Genomic DNA, 19,095 nt, shown 5'->3' with positions numbered 1-19,095 from the left:
AACGGTAATTAAATTTTTCCGGACGTGTTTTACTATGAAAAAACAGTTTACATACGGTGCGATATTTATCGTCGTGTGCCTGGCTCTTACCGCACCGGTTGCGGCTTCAAACCTCGGTGGCGGCATTTCCGTGGTATTCCAGTGCCAGAATGTTGCAAGTTCATCGTCGTGTACTGCAAATGGCGCTTCAGTCTATATCAATGGGAATAACATGGGGACAATCAGCAGCGGTGCGTTTGAAATCCCGTACGATGACTCATTCTCTACGTACAAAATCACGAAAGACGGATATTATGATTTGACGGGAAGTATTCCTGCTCCTGCAGACGGACAAACCGCTGACATCATCATTGGTGCAGATCTTACGCAGAAGCCCACCGGTAGCGGAAAAGGTTGGTTTGCGGTTCACTGCGATGTTGACGGGGCCACGGTGGCATTTAACGGGGTAACCAAAGGGACGATTGCAAATGGTGTCTACACGTTTGAAGTGAGCACCACCGGCACACCTTACACCTCGTATTCGGTAACAGCATCCGGGTATTATACCTATTCTGGTTCGATTGCGTCCATGCCGTCTGATGACCAGACAATTGATCTGTACCCGACCCTCAATCCCAAACCGGTCACTGCCATCCCGACCACCGTGTCGACCACGATCGGAGGAAGCACCGGATGGTACACTATTCACTGCAGCGTGAATGGTGCATCGGTATACTTCGATAAGACGTACAAAGGCCTCATCTCAAACGGCGAGCTCAGTGTTATGGTGTATACGACCGGGGCGCCTTACTCTGCGTATTCAGTAAGCGCAAACGGGTACGCGACAGCGACCGGCTCCCTGTCGTCAGTACCCTCTGCAGGGCAGACAAAAGACATCTATGTCTCCCTGACTCCCGTTGTGACCACGACCGTGGCACCTGTTGGTTCCGGACAGGGAACCTATGCGGTGTACTGTAATGTCGATGGCGCACGGGTATACTTTGACAACACGTACCAGGGAGTAATTTCAAACGGCGTGCTGTATGTTACCGTGTCTACCACCGCAACGCCATTTAGCACCTACCGGGTAGAAAAGACCGGCTATTCTTCGGTGTCCGGCACTATCACCCAGCATCCCGCCGGTGGGGAGACAGTCCCGATTCACGCGACGCTCACGAAATCCGCCGTGACTACCACGACAAAAACGACCGCAGTTCCCACGACACACACCCCGCTCCCGCTTTCGGTGACGCTGGGTGCGGTGATCGGAGCCGGTGCACTTGTCATGATTGCAGCGAGCCGGAATAAAAACCGGTGACCTGTTTTTTTTAATTTTTGCGGGACTGCAGTGCAGTTCACTTCCTTCGCGGATAGTTTTAGTCAGCATGGTTTTATCCCAGGTATGTCAGGTGTTCCCCGTCGCAATACGAAGGGAAGGCAACAAACAAGATTTTATACGGAAAAATGTAATGTAAACCTGACTATGAAATCCGTCTATCTTCTCATAGGATGCGTTTGCATTCTTGCATTCGCGGTCATGCCCGCACAGGCAATGACTGCAAAGTCGCTTACCATCAACCTTGATGCGAACGGTGATGCGCATGTGGATTTCCAGTATGAGCTCACGTTCGCGGAACAGGCTGCGGTGTTTGTCAATATCGCAAATCCCGGTGTTGAACTCAAAAAGGCTCTTGAGAACAATTCCGGTAAGGAGGTTACGGTGGTAAAGGCGGACAGTTCCTCTGCCGAAGTGATCATTCCGTCCTTTGCCGAGATCCGCCAGTCCAACGGCATTAAGACCATGATAACACCGGGATTCTCATTTGCCAATGCAGAAAATGTGCTCAAACAATACTGGTTTGCCGCGCTCATCTCGCCTGACTTGTCACCCGATGTGACGACCATCACCTTCCCCGACGGCTACCAGACCGCCTACAATAACCAGATCAGCGTCCCCTCAGTTTCACATACGGTTGCATAAATCCGGATTTTTCCGCCGATGGCGGGTCCGGGAATTTTTTTTACAGTTTTCTTTTTGGGTATACCCAGTCCTTGCAAGCATCCCCCGCGCCTTAAAAGAAGTGCCTGAATGTGAGACATAGGGTTTTGAGCCAGTCTCAATCGGAACTGTTTTTTTTAGATACCTGTGCTCCCACCTCCATTATTGATCTTCCAGGGTTAAGCGCTCCCGTCTTTTGTGATTGCATGAAAAGTATAATACAAATATTTATTTGTCGGCAGTCAGGAAGGGATTAGTGTTAACTATGGCTACAAATGCACTTCCTGATGAAAATGTCACCGGCGTTAAGTGGGTATCGATTGTCCTTCTTGGCGTACTCTCGGTGATATTTGGTCTCCTTGTCATACTGTTCCCGAAGATATCCGCCACGGTGCTGGTTGAACTCATCGGGATTCTTATCCTCCTTGTCTCGTTTACCGCCCTCATGCTCTCCGCACTTTCACCGGGCGGCTGGAAATCTTCCCTGCTCCTTGCCCTGCTTGCCATTATCGGTTTCTTCTTTGGCATCGCCACGATCATCCATCCCATTGTCATGGGAGAAGTGATCATCATCATCGCTGGCATTGCCCTCTTTCTGGGGGGTATTATCGGGCTCGTGCTTGCAGTCGGTGAATCTCAGATGGCGCACCGCGGACTCTTTGCCCTGCAGGGCATCCTGTCGATCATCATCGGACTTTTAATCTGCGTCCTCCCCATTTTCGGTGTTATCCTGATGGTACTCTGGGTGGGGGTAATCCTGGTAGTTTATGGTATTGTCGGTATCGCTCTTGGATATTGTATCCGTGCCCTGCCAGCAGACTGACATCAACACATCCTTTTTTTTATCCCGGTCAGACCCGGGAACATCTCCTGCTGCAAAGGTGTAATGGGGCAGATAGTGGTTTACCGGGTTGCAAGGCCGGTCTCTATGGTGCCCGGGAATGCCCGGCTTCCCGATAAAAGAGAAGACACAAAAGCCGGATGAAGAAAAAGGATTAAAGACGGATGAAAATAGCGCCAGCAGTCTAGTCCAGCGGGATTGTTTCAAGCTGGGAGACCAGTTCCCAGATACGTGTCCGTGCATGGATGGGCATGTTTGGATCGTTTGAGATTTCATCGATTTTTGAGATTGCTTCCGCAGCGCGCAGGCCCATTGCCTTGGTGTTATTGGAAAGCAGCAACCGGGTCTCGTCAGCAACGCGCCGGATATTTCTGGGAATAGTGCTGTCCTCCTGAATGTGCTGCAGCATCAGGATACAGTTTTCGATTGTTTTTTCTGGATTCGGCATGGTATCACCAACCGTGTACCTGTAGTTAATACGTTAAACTCGCATATATAGTTTGGATATTACAACAGACGGTGATGGTATGGCAGAAAGAAGAGACGACGAGATTATGGCCGAGTACCTCCTCAAAGGAGGAAAGATGCTTGAGAAGACCTGCCCCACCTGCGGGTGCCCGATGTTCGAGTACAAGAAAAAGACGTTCTGCGTGGTCTGCGCCGAAAAGAAGCCTGTGACGGCACAACCCGCGAAGAGCACAAAGGCCCCTGCAGCGCCGGCAACAGCAGCGCCCCATTCCCACGAACATGATGCAGGCTGCACCTGCGGCGAGGATCACGACGCTGAGTCCTGTACGTGTGAGGATGGGGACGGGGGCATGCTTGCTGAAGAGATCGCAATGACGATCCATGCGCTCTGCGAACGGATCAACAACGAGAAAGATCCCAACCATATCCTGACGCTTATGACCTCGGTGAAGACCGGGACAGAAGCGATTGAGATTTTGTGCCGGTTGTAAAGCCGGGCCGAACCTTTTTTTTAATCGTTTGTATCTTCGCGGTATTCCGGGGCAGGGCAGTATACCGGGTGTCTGCACACTAATTTATTGTCTGACCCCCTGCATTGAAATGAGATAATTTTTTTTGGGATATTACCTATTTTCTCTTCTGAAAAAATGGATTAACTGATCAGAATCCTGTGTCGGTGTTATCGATCTATGTAGGGGGTCTGATAAAGAATTAGTGCAGGGACCGGGCAAAATATGCGGTAACTTAACCGGCCAGAACAGAACCTGAACTACCATATATCTCCTGAATAAATTCGGTTTTGTGAAATAGTTTCGGTAAAGGATCCTCCCGCCCGCGTTGTACTATTTTTATTCCCGACCCCCTACAGAACCGGCAAGAATTTATCCGACCCGGTTCATTTCTCTTTACTGACAACCAGCCCCGCCGGACCAGGCAACGGATGCCGGATACGGCCGGGGCTGGCAGGGGCAGGAGAGAGATGGCAGAATTCAGACCCAAACCGGGAAGCAAGAGCGCGTGCCACAACCTGAAACGGCCAATTGCCACTATCGAAGAGTTTGACCGGATCGTCCAGGCCCTGCTCCTGAAAAATCCTCTGGGTTGCACATCCTACCGTTCTGCACGGAAAAACCATCGCCCGGTCGAGAAGGTCCGGGAGATGTATACAGCAAAGTTCGTGTACCTCAATGACAAGAAGAAGAGGATCGGCGCCGCAATCGACATGTACGATTCGGTCGAGGGTTACCAGACCGGGATAGCAGCGGTCATCTCGAATGTGGCAAACAACCTCTCCCACCGTGGCAAAGTCCGCCATCTCTCAGATGACGACCTCTTCTCGGTCACGATCCGGTGCTGTGATCCAGGCGGCGAGGTGTATTCCCTGAGTATTGCACGGAGCCGGGTTACGGTCTCGTCGTATACTGACAACGCTATCCGAAAGAAGGTGGCGGAGTGGGTGGATTCGGTGCCGGGGTTGGCATAACGATTTCTAATTTAAAGGAAGTCCGGGCATTCAACTTCACAACGAGGGCTCCCCGCCTCAGGGCCTCTCGCGGGGCACGGCGGGGCAGATTGCCAGATTAGTTAATGAAAAAAGAAATTTGGATCGGATAGGGACGAAAACGGATTCAAGAATGAGTTATTCAGACTTTTTCAAATTTACCATCATTTTTTCCCGCCATTTCTGATACTGTGGTAAAAATTCTTCAATGGTATCTACAATTGTGGAGGCCTTGAAAACAATACCAATGTTTAGGAATTGATTAGTAATGGGAACAGGATTCGCGTTTTCATTTTTTTGCCTAACTGCGGGCTTTGTAACATATTCGATCTTTCCTTCAACCTCTCGAAAATACGCCTCAGATACCACTCCTAGAAATTTTAATCGAGTTCCCATTCGGATTCCCCCTGATTTCGGATTATGTGATCCTTGGTTAAAAAGAAAGACTGGACTTCCGCTAGATCCGGGAAAAACCGATGCATCAATTAAAAATTTTTTCTCTCCATTAAAATCAAGTGTAATTGGAGAAGCTGTTATCCCTTTTCTAAAAATTGGCAAATTGTTCTTTTCGTCCCATAACCCCCAGGGATAACCAACAAAAATGACCTCTTCTAATGCATCAATTTCAGTTAGTGTTGTTTCGTCGGGTATCAGATCTTTATTAATAGCACGATAAAAAACAGGATCTTTTATTGTCGAAAAGAAGAGCATTAGTTCAAGAATTGGAAAAATCGCAATATCGATATTCGGATTACTATTTGTATACCACGCTTTCCCGAATTTTTCATTTTCGACAAACCGTATTTTCTCTCCAAGTCTCACCTCTTTTTCTGATTTTAGTGATGAAAATGTTAATCTTCCGGAAACACTATTTTCAACAACATGTTTGCAAGTAACAAGATATTGTGTAACCCAAGTCAGGCTGTTTTCTGACTCTCCTTTTTTTCCATATTCAAAAATAAAACCCGTTCCTACCTGAAGAACACCATTAGAGTCTTGGGTTTCGATTCTTACTGTGTTAAATAGTAATTGTTCAGCAATGCTAGAAACTTCCATGAAACAAAGTTAAAATAATGACTATTTAATATTGGGTATTTCAAATTTCATGTCTTCGATTTCGGGTAACATTTACGCAATTTTATAACAATACAATGGATCTTCACGGTAATTGAAGCCGTCGCGGGGCGCCCTTTTTGGTCGGCGGCAGGGCATCGCACATTTTTCATATGTACAGGATGTACGTGGGAGATCCCAATACGGGTGAAACGGGACTCCAAAAAAGATTTCTACAGCTACCCGTACTTTCTCCGGCACAATTCGAAGATCTTCCCGCCGGTCTTCTCCCCAATCCCCTTCACCGCCACCAGTTCCTCTAATGAAGCATCCGCAATCCCCTGGATGGAACCAAAATGGGATAACAACAGCCGGGCATTTTTCATCCCGATATCGGGAAACGCGGAGATGATATACTCCTGCTCCTCTTTTGCAGACCTGAATGACTTGTGCGGGTGGACCTTGTGCTCCCCCCGCTCGCCCTCCTCGCGTTTTGCGATCACAAAGAGCATCTGGGCGGTGTCCTGCTCGTCCCTTGTAAAGAGAAGCGTAATTCCCATATCGACGGTGAGCGCGGCAAGTACCCCCCGAAGCGCGTTCGGGTTCATGTCCCTTTGCGTGTAGATGTCGCCGCCTTCAATTACAAGGATGGGCCGGGGCACCGCGTCGGCAAGCGCCTTTGCCTGCCCGAGCAGGTCGCGGTTGATGAGGGTGTCGACAAAATCTTTGGCGGTCTTGCGCTCGACGAGGATACGGTCGCCGATCGCGTAATCTCCCTGCGGCAGGCGTTCGAGCCGGATCGCCGCTCCCATTTCAGATAATACCTCCACCACTTTTGACGAGGTCTCGCGGTCATCAACGCGGATCGCAGGGCCCTGCGGTGTGAACTCTTCGATGAGTGCCTGTTCGACCGCGACAGGTTTTTGGAGTGGGACCGAATGGCCGCTCATCTGGTGCATGCTCTTTTGCATCCGGCGTTCCTTTGACTGGCTCACGAACCGAAACACCTCATCGGACGTGCCTTTCGTCACGAGGACGACAACCCTTCCTGCGGCAGATCGCCCGGTGCGCCCTTTGCGCTGGATGGACCGGATCTCGGAGGGCACGGCCTCGTAGAAGATCACCATGTCAGTCGAGGGGACGTCAAGGCCCTCCTCCCCAACCGAAGTTGCGACAAGCACCTTAAACTCCCCTTCCCGGAACCGGGTGAGAGCAGCGATCTGTTTCTTCTGCGAGAGCCCTTTTTCCGCATCCTTTGTTGCCTGGCCCACGAACCGCTCGCAGGCGATCCCGTTTTTGGAAAGATAGTCCACGAGAAGCTGAACGGTATCCCTGAATGTGGCAAAGATAATGATCCGGCTGTCGGGGTGGAGTCCGAGCTGCTCTTTTACAAGTTCGAGAACGATGGCGGGTTTGGGGTGCAGTTCCGCGGTCCAGCCAAGTGTCCGGTCAAAGAGCCCGCGAAAAACCTGATCTTTGCTCAGCCGCTGGCTCGCCTTGCTGCCTCCCGCACTTACCCCTTCGGCGACCAGTTTTGCGATGTACCCCTTGAACACTTCACTTCCCTGGGATTCGGCAAGGGTCACGGCATGCTTGAGTTTCATGCACTCCGCGTAGACCGAGGCTGCCGAGTATGCCGCCGGGTCGCGGTTCTGGATCCTCTGCTGGATCTGGGCGTTGATACCGTTAAGTTCCTTCATCGAGAGGTGTTCCCTTTTCGGGACGGCAAAACCAAGCGAGGCAAGGAGCGCGAGCCGGTCATCGATCAGCGTGTGAATCGCATGGATCGCCTGTTTTAATTCCCCGGGGAGATCGATCTGGCGGATCTCGACGTCGCGCTCGTGGACATAGGGACTGACGTCGGGGTCGTTCTCTGTCCGGTTCTCGATCTGGACGATGCCGAGGTTTGAGCAGATATCCTGGATCTTCACCTCGGCACTTCCGGGCGATGCGGTCATGGCAAGGATCAGGGGCTTGTCGGCGGTGTCGTGATACCTGCGGGCCAGGAACACGTACGCGTAGTTGCCCGACGCCCGGTGACACTCGTCGACAATCATCAGGGTCACGTCCTTTAAGGTATAGCGTCCCGCGATGAGATCGTTTTTTATCACCTGCGGCGTTGCAAAAATTACCTGCGCCCGCTCCCAGTCGGCAGTGCGTTCCGCAGGAGGAGCTTCCCCGGTAAACATCGCAAAGGGAGAGATGTCAGGACCGGCCGGGCTCTTTGCCACAAGAAATTTCTCGAAAAACCGGAGGTGCTGCTCCACGAGCGGTTTTGTCGGGGCAAGCATCAGCACCCGTCCCTTCTCGTTGTAGAGCCGGGATGCGGCAACGATCAGGGCGACCGCGGTCTTCCCAAGACCCGTCGGGAGGATCACCATCGTATTGGCATCCAGTGCCTTCATCGCGATCGCGAGCTGGTACTCGCGGGACTCGATGCTGTCGGGCCGGATGAGGGGATGGCTGATGCAGGTCATGTAATGGTGAAAGATTTGGCGGGCTGGGGTAATATAGGAAATTGTGCGGAGAAAAAGAGTGTTAACAAGGAGAGTCTCCTCTTCCACGCTCTAATCCTAACGAGGGCTCCCCATATCAGGGCCACTCCACGTCATGGCAGGGTGGCGGCCCCCCTCATAATTTGGAGCATCAGCCCCTGTCATTATTCAGTAATATTAAAAAAAAGAAAAAGAAAATCGCTTACTCAAGCGCCGCAAACTTCATGCTTCCGTTCACGAGTGCCGGGATGATCGCGGGGAGTTTGTCGATGGCGATCCTTACCTGCTTCATACTGTCCCGGTCCCTGACGGTGACTGTGTGCGTCTCCTTTGATTCGTAATCGACCGTGATCGCAAACGGGGTGCCGATCTCGTCCTGCCGGCGGTACCGGCGGCCGATGGCACCGGAGTCGTCGTACTCCGCGAGGATGCCCTGCTTCTGGAGCGTGGTCGTGATCTCCTCTGAGAGCGTGTCAAGCCCGTCGCGGGTCATGAGTGGGAAGACCGCGACCTGCACGGGAGCGACCTGCGGGGAGAGCCGGAGAACAACGCGTTTCTCGCCGTCAGCGGTATCCTCGGCGTACGCCTGTTCGAGCACGGCATAGCACATACGGTCGATCCCGTACGAGGGTTCGATCACGTGGGGCACGACTTCCTCGCCTCTGACATCAATGACCTCGTCCCTGACCTCGAAGAGGTCTGCGGGGATGTGGATCGTCTCGCCGTCGACGGTGACATCGGCCCCTTCGGGAGTCGGTGTCGCGGTCTCAAGGGCGGCAAAGATCGCCTTTGCCTTCTGCCGGTACTGCTTGCCGAGCACGCCCATGTTCGGGATGATCCGCCGGCGTTCGACTTTCTTTGGCGTGTCGTACTGGATGAAGACCGTCATCGAAGTGCCGCTCTGCTTTGCGTGGGCGTTGAGGTCGTAGTTGGTCCGGTCGGCAATCCCGACCGTCTCGACCCAGCCGAAGCGCTCCGAGTACACCTCTGCGTCCCAGCAGTCGGTCGCATAATGAGCCCGCTCGTCGGGAAGGTGCTGGCGGAACCGGAGCCGGTCCGGCCGGATACCCACCGTGACCAGCAGGTCGTGGGTGAGAGCGACATAGTATGCGACGTACTCGTTTGCGATGATGCCCTTATCCACTGCCTCCCTCATCGACATCTCGACCGCAGGTTCGCAGTTCTGCTGGTGGGTATAGGTCAGGAGGGGCATACGATAATCCGTATATCTCTTGAATGACGGGTGATGGTTCTTCTCGTTCGGGTGGACGAAAATCTCGGCTTCTGCCTGCGTGAATTCGCGGAGCCGGATCATGCCCTGCCGGGGCGAGATCTCGTTCCGGTAGGATTTCCCGATCTGTACCGCGCCAAAGGGCAGTTTGTCCCGGTAGAACCTGAGGAGCCGGGAAAAATCGACGAACATGCCCTGTGCGGTCTCGGGCCGGAGGTAGCCGACCCGCTGGGAACCGGGGCCGATCGAGGTCTGGAACATCAGGTTGAAATTATAGACATCGACATTCCCGAGGACTTCCTCGCAGGCCGGGCACTTGCAGCTGGCAATCGCAGCGGCAAGGGTCGCGTTGTCCATCGTCGCCGCCCCGTGTACCCCGCCGCCATCGGCCACGTGGTCCGCCCGCAGGTATTCCTTACAGTGCGGGCACTGGCACATCTTGTCGGAGAATCCCTTCACATGCCCGGATGCGATAAAGACCGCTTCCTGTGCGATCGTCGGGCACTCGATCTCGTAATATCCTTCCTGGACAACGTAAAAATGCCGCCAGATATTCTCGATCCGCCGCTTCATCATCGCGCCGAGCGGACCGTAATCGATAAAACCGGCCACTGCCCCGTAACACTCCGAGGTGGGCCAGATAAACCCGCGGCGCTTGGCCAGATCCATCACATTCTCAAAAACATCGCTCATGGAGAATCACTGTCGTTTCTTCTCTTATACAGTTGCACGACTCCTGACAAAAAGGCTCGTGTCCGGTTCCCGTGGCAGCCTGTGACCGTTCCTGTCGTATGTTTTTTTTAAAGGAGCCCGGGTTACCCGGAATATCCGGGCCCGGAGACGGGCTTCCTGTAGAAAACAATGGGTGGCGGGATGTGCGATCCAGAGCCAAATAAAAGGTTTCTGGTCAAAAGAACAGTAAGATAGGATTAAATAGTTGACAAAGTATTGTATATCCTAATCCCAAGACGGGGTATGCAATGACGGAAGACAAACGGAAAACACAGCTGCTGGAACTTTTCAGCACCATGTCCGGCAAGACAAAAATTGTCGAGCCGATGAAAAATATTCATGGCACCCTCAGGGATAGCGATGCAATTGAACGCGAGGTCGCGCTGGTGATGCGGGAGATCATCGAGCAGGGAATCTTCAAGACTTCGCTCAAGCCGATCCAGCTCGCCAAGCTCGTTACCTCCTTTTACGCGGGAAAGAACGACACCGAGATCGCCCGCGAGCTCGGTGATGAGAAACTCAGTAAGACGGTTGCCCGGGCACGTGTCCGGCTCAAACTCTTCAGAGAACTTGATTTCAGGATGCCATTTGACAAGGCAAAGATGGAAACTCTGGTCGAATCGGGAAAGACGATGAAGGAAGTTTCCGATGAACTCGGTGTCAGCCCGTCAACCCTGCGCGAATACCGGCATGTAATCGAGGAACAGGAAGACCCGACCATCGATTCGTATATCTGCCGGATCCGGGACGTGATGGAAGACCGCGATCTTTCCGAGCAGATGACCCGGAGTGCCACGGCCGACAATCTGGGTGAATCCATCGATATCACCGAAGCAGAACTGATTGATGTGACGTAACGGGTATTTCCCCACACCCCGGAATTCTTTTTTTATAGAGAATATTGTCTCGGCTTGTCCGCTGTTCATGTTTAATCAACGCGATCAAATTATTGTAAAAAAATCAGAAATGTACCAGAGTTGCGGCAGCCACACGATCACGCAGCCATAAAAAATTTCATCCTCCGGCGCCTCTATCTGCATATATGCATCTTACCTGGCTTGGCCATTCCTGCGTATTACTTTCGGGCACACAAAAAGTTCTGATCGATCCTTACATACCTGAAAGCAGCGTTGCATCCACGTCCCCGGACATTGTTGCGGTCACCCACGGGCACTATGATCATCTTGGCGAAGCGGCGACACTTGGAAAAACCGTGGTCGCCATCAGCGAGATTGCTCATTATCTCCAGGCGCAGGGCGTCCCTGCCGAAGGGATGAACCTCGGGGGAACGATCACGGTGAATGGAGTTTCCTTTACCATGACACCTGCGGTGCATTCAGCCGGGATCGACTCGGCTGCAGGTAACCTCCCCGGCGGTGCCGCAGCAGGTTACGTGATCCGGATGGACGGTGTATCCGTGTACCACGCGGGAGACACCGCGCTTTTCTCGGATATGAAACTGATCGGGGAATTGTATCATCCCGATGTCGCGCTTCTCCCGATTGACGGGCGATACACGATGGGTATATCCGAAGCAATGATGGCGGCAAACTTCGTCGGCGCAAAGACCGTGATACCCATCCACTACAACCCACGGGATAAGATCCGGGTCGACCCGGTGCCGTTCAAAACTGCGCTTGAACGGACAACCGATCTCACGGTAAAGATCCTCAAACCCGGTGAGAGCATCGAGTTTTCCCCCACATCGTAAACGATCAACCCCTGATTGTGACACACCACCGTGCGGGTAGAGATCCCCCGTGAATCCGGTGTGGCTCCAGAAGATTTTATGCACCAAGAAGAGAACTACTCAAACAGTTACTATGAAAGATCACCGCCCCCCCCACCACGATATCGATCTCAAAACCATTGCATTACATGCGATGGAAAAATACGGTTTTGAACCCCGGTTCCCCCCTCATGTAATTGACGATGTTAACGCAATGCACGAGCGGGTCTTTTCTGACATCCAAAAAGACACTCACGACCTCCGCACGCTCCTGTGGTCCTCGATTGACAACTATGATTCACAGGATCTCGACCAGCTGGAGTACTGCGAGCGCAATCCTGACGGCACGATCCGGGTACAGGTTGCCATCGCCGATGTCGATTCGTACGTACAGAAACAGTCTCCCACCGATGAATATGCCGCCCACAACGGGACCACGATCTATACCGGTATCCTCACCTTTCCGATGCTGCCCGAACGGCTCTCGTACGGGATAACGTCCCTGTTGCAGGGAAAGGACCGGATGGCCGTCATCATTGAGTTTACCGTCAGACCCGACGGGAGTTTCTCTCCCGGCGAGGTGCACCGGGCGCTGGTCTGCAACAAGGCAAAACTCGTGTACACCGATGTGGGCAACTGGCTCGAAGGGACAGGGCCCCTCCCGAATGGTGTGCGGGAGGTAGCAGGGCTTGAAGAGCAGCTCCGCCTCCAGAACGAGGCGGCACAACTCCTGCGGAAATACCGCCGCGAGCAGGGGGCACTTGAGCTCGATACCGTAGAGCCCGAAGTGGTTATGGAAAACGGCGAGGTCCGGGGGCTCGTTGCCCTGATACCGAATCCGGCCCGGGCCTTGATCGAGGAGTTCATGGTCGCGGCAAACGGGACGATGGTCGCTAGGCTTGGTGCTGCCGGTGTGCCGATGATCCAGAGAGTCGTAAAGACCCCCCGGAACTGGGCCGGAATCATCCTTGCCGCTGCCACCCTTGGTGAGACCCTCCCGGAGACGCCGGATGCAAAAGCGCTTGCAAAGTTTCTCCTCAAAGAGAAGGCCGCCGATCCCCTTCATTTCCCCGACCTGTCCCTTGCCGTGGTAAAACTGCTGGGGCCCGGCGAGTACATGATGCTTGCACCGGGCGCCACGCCGGCCGGCCACTTTGCCCTTGCGGTCATCGATTACACCCATGCAACGGCTCCGAACCGGCGCTACGTGGATATCATCAACCAGCGCCTGGTAAAAGCAATCCTGTTGGGAAAAACCTGTCCTTATTCTCCCGCAGAACTCTCTGACCAGGCCCTGTGGCTGACCGATCGGGAGAAGGCGTCAAAGAAGGTCAAACGGTTCATGAGAAAGTCCGTTGCTGCCATGCTGCTCCAGGACAGTATCGGCAAAAGCTTCGACGCCCTGGTAACCGGTGCCTCTGACAAGGGAACGTATGTCCGGCTCCTTGCACCCCCGGCCGAAGGCCGGGTCGTGAAGGGCGAACGGGGGCTTCTTGTCGGCCAGAAAGTGCGTGTACGGCTTTTAAAAACCGATCCCTATAACGGGTTTATCGATTTTGAATGCGTCGGCCGGGAAAAAATGGTATAATGGCAAGGGAATTTCCCGTACCTTTTTTTGGCAACCTGAACCGGTTATCATCTTTTATTTTTAAGAAAAAGAGGGGAATTTTGTGACAGCAACGCAAACTGCCTTACAGGTCCCTGCCCCGGATTCTCCTTTTTCCACCCCCGGACCGTCCTTTTGCACGAAGAACAAGTGCACTGATGACAAGTACCAGTATCACAACTCCTATCAGGGGTAGTGTCCACGACGGTAATGCTTGCGATCCTGTTGGGGCTGTGGTCCTGGTTGCGTTCTGTGTCGCTGTCGGTTGTATTGTGGCAGTGGTCTGAGTCGGGGAGACTGTTGTGGAAAGTTGAGTCGGAGTCGCCGTGGTAACCGGTGCAGAAACGGTGATATACCCCGACTGGGTGCTGGTGGTGTAGCCTCCTGAGTTTTCTGCCATCAGAATGACAGTATAGGTGCCGCTTTTTGTATAGGTATGCGAGGGGTTCGGCCCGGTATACTGTATCCCGTCACCAAACGACCACTGCCATCCTGTCGGAGAATTTGTTGAGGTATCCGTGAACTTGACGGTGAGCGGAGCGGACCCGGATCGTTTGTCAGAGGTAAACGAGGCGATCGGGGCGGATGCGACATTCGTGACGGTGATGTACCCTGACGAGGTAGTACTGTTGCTGCCTGCAGAGTTCGAGACACCCAGTGAAACGGCATACGATCCAACAGAGGTAAACGTATACACCGGGTTCTGGAGTGTAGAAGTCCCCCCATCCCCAAAGGACCAGTACCATCCTGTCGGGGCATTTGTTGAGGTATCGGTAAACTGGACGGTCAGGGGTTTAACGCCGGAAGTCACGTTTGCCGTAAAAGAGGTGATGGGAATCGCAGCTTGTACTGTGACGTATCCGGCCTGGGAAAAGGTATTGCTTCCCGCAGAGTTGGTGGCAGTGAGGGTGACCGTATATGAACCGACCGTTGTGTAGGTATGTGCCGGGTTCTGGAGCGTAGAAGTCCCCCCATCCCCGAATGACCATACCCATGCCGTCGGGGAGTTGCTTGAACCATCCACAAACTGGACAGTTAAGGGTGCATAACCCGAAGTTGCCGTCGATTTGAATAAGGGGTTGGGAGAGTCTGTTACCCTGTTTGCGGTGATGTATCCATTCTGGGAAAAAGTATTGCTTCCCGCAGAGTTGGTGGCAGTGAGGGTGACCGTGTACATCCCTTCTGTTGTGTAGGTGTGTGCCGGGTTTGAAAGTGTAGAAGTTCCCCCATCTCCAAATGACCATAACCATGCCGTTGGGGAGTTGGTTGAGGAATCAAGGAATTGTACTGAAAGCGGCAGGGATCCTGATGTCACATTAGCAACAAATGATACGGAGGGAACTGATGCCCCTTTCGTTGCGGTTATGTACCCGGTTTTAGTGAGGGTATCACTGCCTGCTGAGTTTGTGGCGATAAGTGTGACGGTATAAGTACCGGCAGTTGTATAGGTATGCGTCGGGTTCTGGCTGGTGGAGGTTCCGCTGTCACCGAACAGCCATGTCCATGAAGTCGGCGAATTTAAGGAAGAGTCCATGAACTGCACCGACAGCGGGATGGGTCCTTGAGTTTCATTCGATATGTATGAGGCCACAGGTTTATCTGCGGATACCGGGCTTACAAGAAATACCAGCGTGACAAGAACAATGAATCCTAAAAATACAGGTATGGGTTTCATGCTGAACCGTCCGATGCTTTTTTTTCCGGGGATGCGATGAGACCAGAGAACTGCATATTATCCATCTCTTTTAATGTAACATTGATATTTCCTGTTGTTATTAGTGTTTGCTCCAGAATCCCCCGGTACACCTCAAAAAACCAGCAGTTGTAGAAAGACGGGGGTAATCAGGGAATACAAAAGGTGAAAAGGGGTCTATAAAAATGCATCATCCGGTGTATACCGGGATTCTTTAAAAAGTCGTACTGGCAAAATATCTGACCTGGCCCCCCGGGAAAAGAGCCTCTCATTTCCGATATACAGCCGACTCCACGAGTTTTCCCCAGTACGTGTCGCACGCATCTGCGCAGTAGCCCCCGGCCATAACCTGGTCCGGATCAAGGTTCGACAACGCGAGCCGGATGGCCTCGTCATCCGGATCCATCACGATCAGCTGGTGGAGATCGTACTCGTTTGCAAGATCGAATACGGTCTCTAGCATTTTTTTTCCCACCGCGACCCTGCGCTGGTACTCCATAAGGATCTGGAGACTTTCCTTGTCCGGGGCAGTTGGGAAAAAGAAAACATTCTCCCGGGACAAAAGTGAGATCCCGGCTTCGTTCATCTTCCCGCAAAGGAGTATGTGCCCCCCGATCCCTGCGTCCCGCATCGCCCGCATAACCGTGCGGTATGCTCCGGCAAGAGCATCGTTCCACTCATCCTCATCGTGGTAGTACCCATCTGTGATCCCCAGGTCGTGTGGGGCAGGGATCGCACACCAGACGCCCTTTTTCTGCGAAACGATACGAACTGCGTCCTCGCTTACCGTGCCGGTTTCCACACATATTTCATCAGTGATTGTATTCCCTGAAATACCACAGAGACTCTCGCGTAATCTCTCCCCGCAGAAGAGGCCACCGGCGCAGGGCCGGGTAATGCCCGCTGCAATCTGCGGTGCAAGAGACCGGTCGAGCCGGTACGCGTGCAGGTCTGCGGCGATCCCCCGGTGGTCCGCGACCCAGTCGGCAAGCGCGGGGATATCCGGCACCCCGGGTTCCGCACCAAATGCCCGTGTCTCCAGTGGTATGATCTTTGCCATGGTACAGGAATTATTACGTATCAGATGCTAAAAAGTACCTTCAATGACAAAAGCTCCGCTGCTGGTTACCTGCGGGCTCCCGTATACGAACGGGCCCTGCCATCTCGGTCATCTGCGAACGTATGTCCCTGCCGACTGCTACGTCCGCTACATGCGGCGGACGGGCGAAGAAGTCGTGTTTGTCTCGGGTTCGGATAACCACGGGACACCGATCGTGGTCTCGGCAGAAGAGCAGGGGACCTCTCCCCGGGCGCTTTCCGAACGGTATCACAAGCACTTCGATGAGACCTTCAGGAGGATCGGGGTCAACTTCGACTATTTCGGCATGACTGACGACCCCGCGAACCATCACCGGACGCAGGAAATCATGAGCCGGCTCGTGAAAAACGGCTATGTCTACAAGCAGGTCGTCCACCAGGCATACTGCCCGAAATGCAAACGGTTCCTCCCGGACAGGTACGTGGAAGGCACCTGTCCTTACTGCGGCAAGCAGGCACGGGGAGACGAGTGCGACCAGGGCTGCGGCAAGCATCTTGAACCGGGTGAGATTAAGGATCCGGTCTGCAAGGTCTGCGGGACAAAGGCAGAGTTCCGCGACCAGGAACATTATTTCTTCAAACTTTCTGCGTTCAAGGATTACCTCCTGCCGTTCCTCGACCAGCTCAAAGGCACGAGCAACGCGAAGAACTATGCGATTGGCTGGATCAAGGACGAATTGCACGACTGGTGTATCACCCGCACGCTCGAATGGGGTGTAAAATTCCCCGGCCGCAATGATCTTGTGGTATATGTCTGGGTCGATGCGCCGATCGGTTATATCGCGTTTACCGAAGAGTGGGCCGCAAAAGCCAAAAAAGACTGGAAGCGGTACTGGTGCGGGGAAAACCGGGTCACGCATTTCATTGGCGGGGATATCATCTACCACCACTGCATCTTCTGGCCGGCCCTCTTAAAAGGCGCCGGGTATGGCGAGCCGTATGCCGTTGTTGCAAGCGGGATGGTAAAAGTCGACGACCACAAGTTCTCGAAGTCCCGGGGCTACGTGGTCTGGACAAACGAGGATTATCTCGATAAGGGTCTCCCTGCCGATTACCTGCGTTACTACCTGCTTGCGTACACAAGCCACACAAAGGAACTCAACTTTTCGTGGAAAGTCTTTGGCGAACGGATCAACAATGAAGTGGTCAACATCCTGGGGAACTTCGTGCACCGTACGCTCTTCTTTGCACATAAAGAGTATGGCGGGGTGCCAGCCGGGGTAGTTGACCCGGCGATCACCGCTGAAATCGGGAAATGCCTGGCAAGTGTGGATAAGCAGATGCAGGAATACGAATTCAAGGGCGCTGTAGATACAATCCTGGCACTTGCCGCGTTCGGGAATACCTATATCCAGACCAATGCACCGTGGAAACTGATCAAAACCGATCGTGCCGCTGCCGCGCAGGTGATAAAAAACGGTATCCAGATCGCAAAAGCCCTTGCATTATTGATCGAGCCTGTGATGCCGGGAAAGGCACAGGAGTGCTGGGCACAGCTCGGGTATGATGATATGGTGGCAGCCCACCGGATAGACGAGGCGATGGGGATAGTCCCTGAGCGGGCTCTTAAGGCTCCGGCTCCCCTCTTTAGCAAGCTCGAAGAAAAACAGATTGCAGGACTGGACGCAGTGCTCCAGCAGCGCGTCAAAGAAGCGAATAAAAAAATGGAGAAGACACCGATGATTTCAATCGATGATTTCAGTAAAGTTGAGATGAAGACCGGAAAAGTGCTTGCGGCTGAGGCGATCCCAAAGTCAAGCAAGCTCTTAAAACTCCAGGTGGATGTCGGGGGAGAAACACGGCAGATCGTGAGCGGGATCGCACAGTTCTACAAACCGGAAGAACTGGTGGGAAAAAACGTTGTTGTGCTCACAAACCTGGCGCCGGCAAAGATATTCGGTGTGGAAAGCAACGGTATGATCCTCGCAGCCGGGGATGCGGCATCGCTCCTCGCACCGGAGAAACCCGTTGAGCCGGGCACAAAGATCCGATAATTTTTTTGGATCTTCGCTTTTTTTTGCAATGGAATCCCTGAAGGGTGGTTTATGAAAATGCTGCTGCTTTCCAATGGGAGCCCTGTTTTATTGAGGGGCGCATACAACGTGTGCGAATGAATCACGTAGTCTCGACCGACCAGTCCCTGCCCGAATTAATATTTTGGATAATTTCACCGGGATCCCAGTTCCCGTTTTTATGAGATAAACCCGTCCGATAGTACCCGTGGACAGGGTATCTTTCCGGCCTCAGTACTTCTCTATTTTCAAGTTGAATAAACATCCCCCAAAAATTCGTATAAGCAGATCTGGAAGCAGAAGTGCCCTTTTTTGACAGCCCCCCCTCCCGGGCCACAAGAGGGGGATGGGGGATCATACTTTAAAAAAATTGGTCGGGGGGTGGGGGTACCTCTCTTTTTTGGGAGCGGGGGGTACCCCCTTGCAAGAAAAGAGGCCCCTACCCCACTAAGCCATCGGCCGGCGAAACAAGCCTTCAAACGATAACTCCACGCGAAGCACAGGTTTTGGAAATGCCGAAAAAAGGGGGCAGGGGCCCTCTTATGCCCGGACAGGGGGGGTACCTCTCTTTTTTGGGAGTGGGGGGTGCCACCCCGGGCTGGCATGGAGGGGGTACCCCCAGTGGACCGGGAATCGCTTCGGCAAATCCTGTTAAAAA

At 53.1% G+C, this 19,095-nt stretch carries 15 protein-coding genes; 9 read left to right on the top strand and 6 right to left on the bottom strand.

Going from position 1 to position 19,095, the window contains the following annotated elements:
- Positions 1-34: 34 nt before the first annotated feature.
- From WCX19_RS09210 to WCX19_RS09200, 3 genes are all read left to right on the top strand, one after another.
- Positions 35-1,297 (top strand): hypothetical protein, encoded by a 1,263-nt coding sequence (locus WCX19_RS09210; protein WP_373007379.1) that lies wholly within the window; start codon positions 35-37, stop codon positions 1,295-1,297.
- 165 nt (positions 1,298-1,462) lie between these two features.
- On the top strand, positions 1,463-1,960 hold the full coding sequence (locus WCX19_RS09205; protein ID WP_373007377.1) for a hypothetical protein: 498 nt from the start codon (positions 1,463-1,465) through the stop codon (positions 1,958-1,960).
- Between the two features lie 283 nt (positions 1,961-2,243).
- Entirely contained in the window at positions 2,244-2,801 is a 558-nt protein-coding gene (locus WCX19_RS09200) for a DUF308 domain-containing protein (RefSeq protein ID WP_373007375.1), read from the top strand.
- Between the two features lie 202 nt (positions 2,802-3,003).
- On the opposite strand, the gene WCX19_RS09195 is transcribed toward WCX19_RS09200, so the two are convergent.
- Positions 3,004-3,267, bottom strand: a complete 264-nt coding sequence (locus WCX19_RS09195; RefSeq protein WP_292424781.1) for a UPF0147 family protein — start codon at positions 3,265-3,267, stop codon at positions 3,004-3,006.
- Between the two features lie 79 nt (positions 3,268-3,346).
- On the opposite strand from WCX19_RS09195, the gene WCX19_RS09190 reads away from it, so the two are divergent.
- Both WCX19_RS09190 and WCX19_RS09185 read left to right on the top strand, forming a co-directional pair.
- On the top strand, positions 3,347-3,778 hold the full coding sequence (locus tag WCX19_RS09190; protein ID WP_373007373.1) for an Sjogren's syndrome/scleroderma autoantigen 1 family protein: 432 nt from the start codon (positions 3,347-3,349) through the stop codon (positions 3,776-3,778).
- A gap of 488 nt (positions 3,779-4,266) precedes the next feature.
- Positions 4,267-4,770 (top strand): hypothetical protein, encoded by a 504-nt coding sequence (locus tag WCX19_RS09185; protein ID WP_373007371.1) that lies wholly within the window; start codon positions 4,267-4,269, stop codon positions 4,768-4,770.
- Between the two features lie 156 nt (positions 4,771-4,926).
- Here the strand turns inward: WCX19_RS09185 and WCX19_RS09180 are convergent, their stop codons facing one another.
- The 3 genes from WCX19_RS09180 to glyS all read right to left on the bottom strand — a co-directional run bounded on the left by WCX19_RS09180 (position 4,927) and on the right by glyS (position 10,260).
- Positions 4,927-5,844, bottom strand: coding sequence for a serine protease (locus tag WCX19_RS09180; RefSeq protein ID WP_373007369.1), 918 nt, complete (start codon positions 5,842-5,844; stop codon positions 4,927-4,929).
- Between the two features lie 236 nt (positions 5,845-6,080).
- A complete protein-coding gene (locus tag WCX19_RS09175) occupies positions 6,081-8,318 on the bottom strand; it encodes a DEAD/DEAH box helicase (protein WP_373007367.1) in 2,238 nt (745 codons plus the stop codon).
- A 220-nt stretch (positions 8,319-8,538) separates the two neighbouring features.
- A complete protein-coding gene (gene glyS, locus WCX19_RS09170; protein WP_373007365.1) occupies positions 8,539-10,260 on the bottom strand; it encodes a glycine--tRNA ligase in 1,722 nt (573 codons plus the stop codon).
- Between the two features lie 287 nt (positions 10,261-10,547).
- On the opposite strand from glyS, the gene WCX19_RS09165 reads away from it, so the two are divergent.
- The 3 genes from WCX19_RS09165 to WCX19_RS09155 all read left to right on the top strand — a co-directional run bounded on the left by WCX19_RS09165 (position 10,548) and on the right by WCX19_RS09155 (position 13,616).
- On the top strand, positions 10,548-11,156 hold the full coding sequence (locus WCX19_RS09165) for a response regulator receiver protein (protein ID WP_373007363.1): 609 nt from the start codon (positions 10,548-10,550) through the stop codon (positions 11,154-11,156).
- A gap of 185 nt (positions 11,157-11,341) precedes the next feature.
- Entirely contained in the window at positions 11,342-12,010 is a 669-nt protein-coding gene (locus tag WCX19_RS09160) for a metal-dependent hydrolase (RefSeq protein WP_373007361.1), read from the top strand.
- A gap of 112 nt (positions 12,011-12,122) precedes the next feature.
- Positions 12,123-13,616, top strand: a complete 1,494-nt coding sequence (locus tag WCX19_RS09155; RefSeq protein ID WP_373007359.1) for an RNB domain-containing ribonuclease — start codon at positions 12,123-12,125, stop codon at positions 13,614-13,616.
- A 103-nt stretch (positions 13,617-13,719) separates the two neighbouring features.
- Here the strand turns inward: WCX19_RS09155 and WCX19_RS09150 are convergent, their stop codons facing one another.
- Together WCX19_RS09150 and WCX19_RS09145 are read right to left on the bottom strand one after the other, a co-directional pair.
- Complete coding sequence (locus tag WCX19_RS09150; RefSeq protein WP_373007357.1) at positions 13,720-15,309, bottom strand: PKD domain-containing protein; 1,590 nt, start codon at positions 15,307-15,309, stop codon at positions 13,720-13,722.
- 286 nt (positions 15,310-15,595) lie between these two features.
- Positions 15,596-16,387, bottom strand: coding sequence for a hypothetical protein (locus WCX19_RS09145; protein ID WP_373007355.1), 792 nt, complete (start codon positions 16,385-16,387; stop codon positions 15,596-15,598).
- 43 nt (positions 16,388-16,430) lie between these two features.
- Here WCX19_RS09145 and metG point away from each other — a divergent pair, with 43 nt between their 5' ends.
- Positions 16,431-18,419 carry a methionine--tRNA ligase gene (gene metG, locus WCX19_RS09140; RefSeq protein WP_373007353.1) on the top strand — a complete coding sequence of 663 codons (1,989 nt, stop codon included), beginning with the start codon at positions 16,431-16,433 and terminating at the stop codon, positions 18,417-18,419.
- Positions 18,420-19,095 lie beyond the last annotated feature (676 nt).

The organism is Methanoregula sp., from assembly GCF_041663825.1.
Lineage (GTDB): Archaea > Halobacteriota > Methanomicrobia > Methanomicrobiales > Methanospirillaceae > Methanoregula.
Note: the sequence above shows the minus strand (reverse complement) of the source record. Positions and strands in the feature narration are given on the sequence as shown.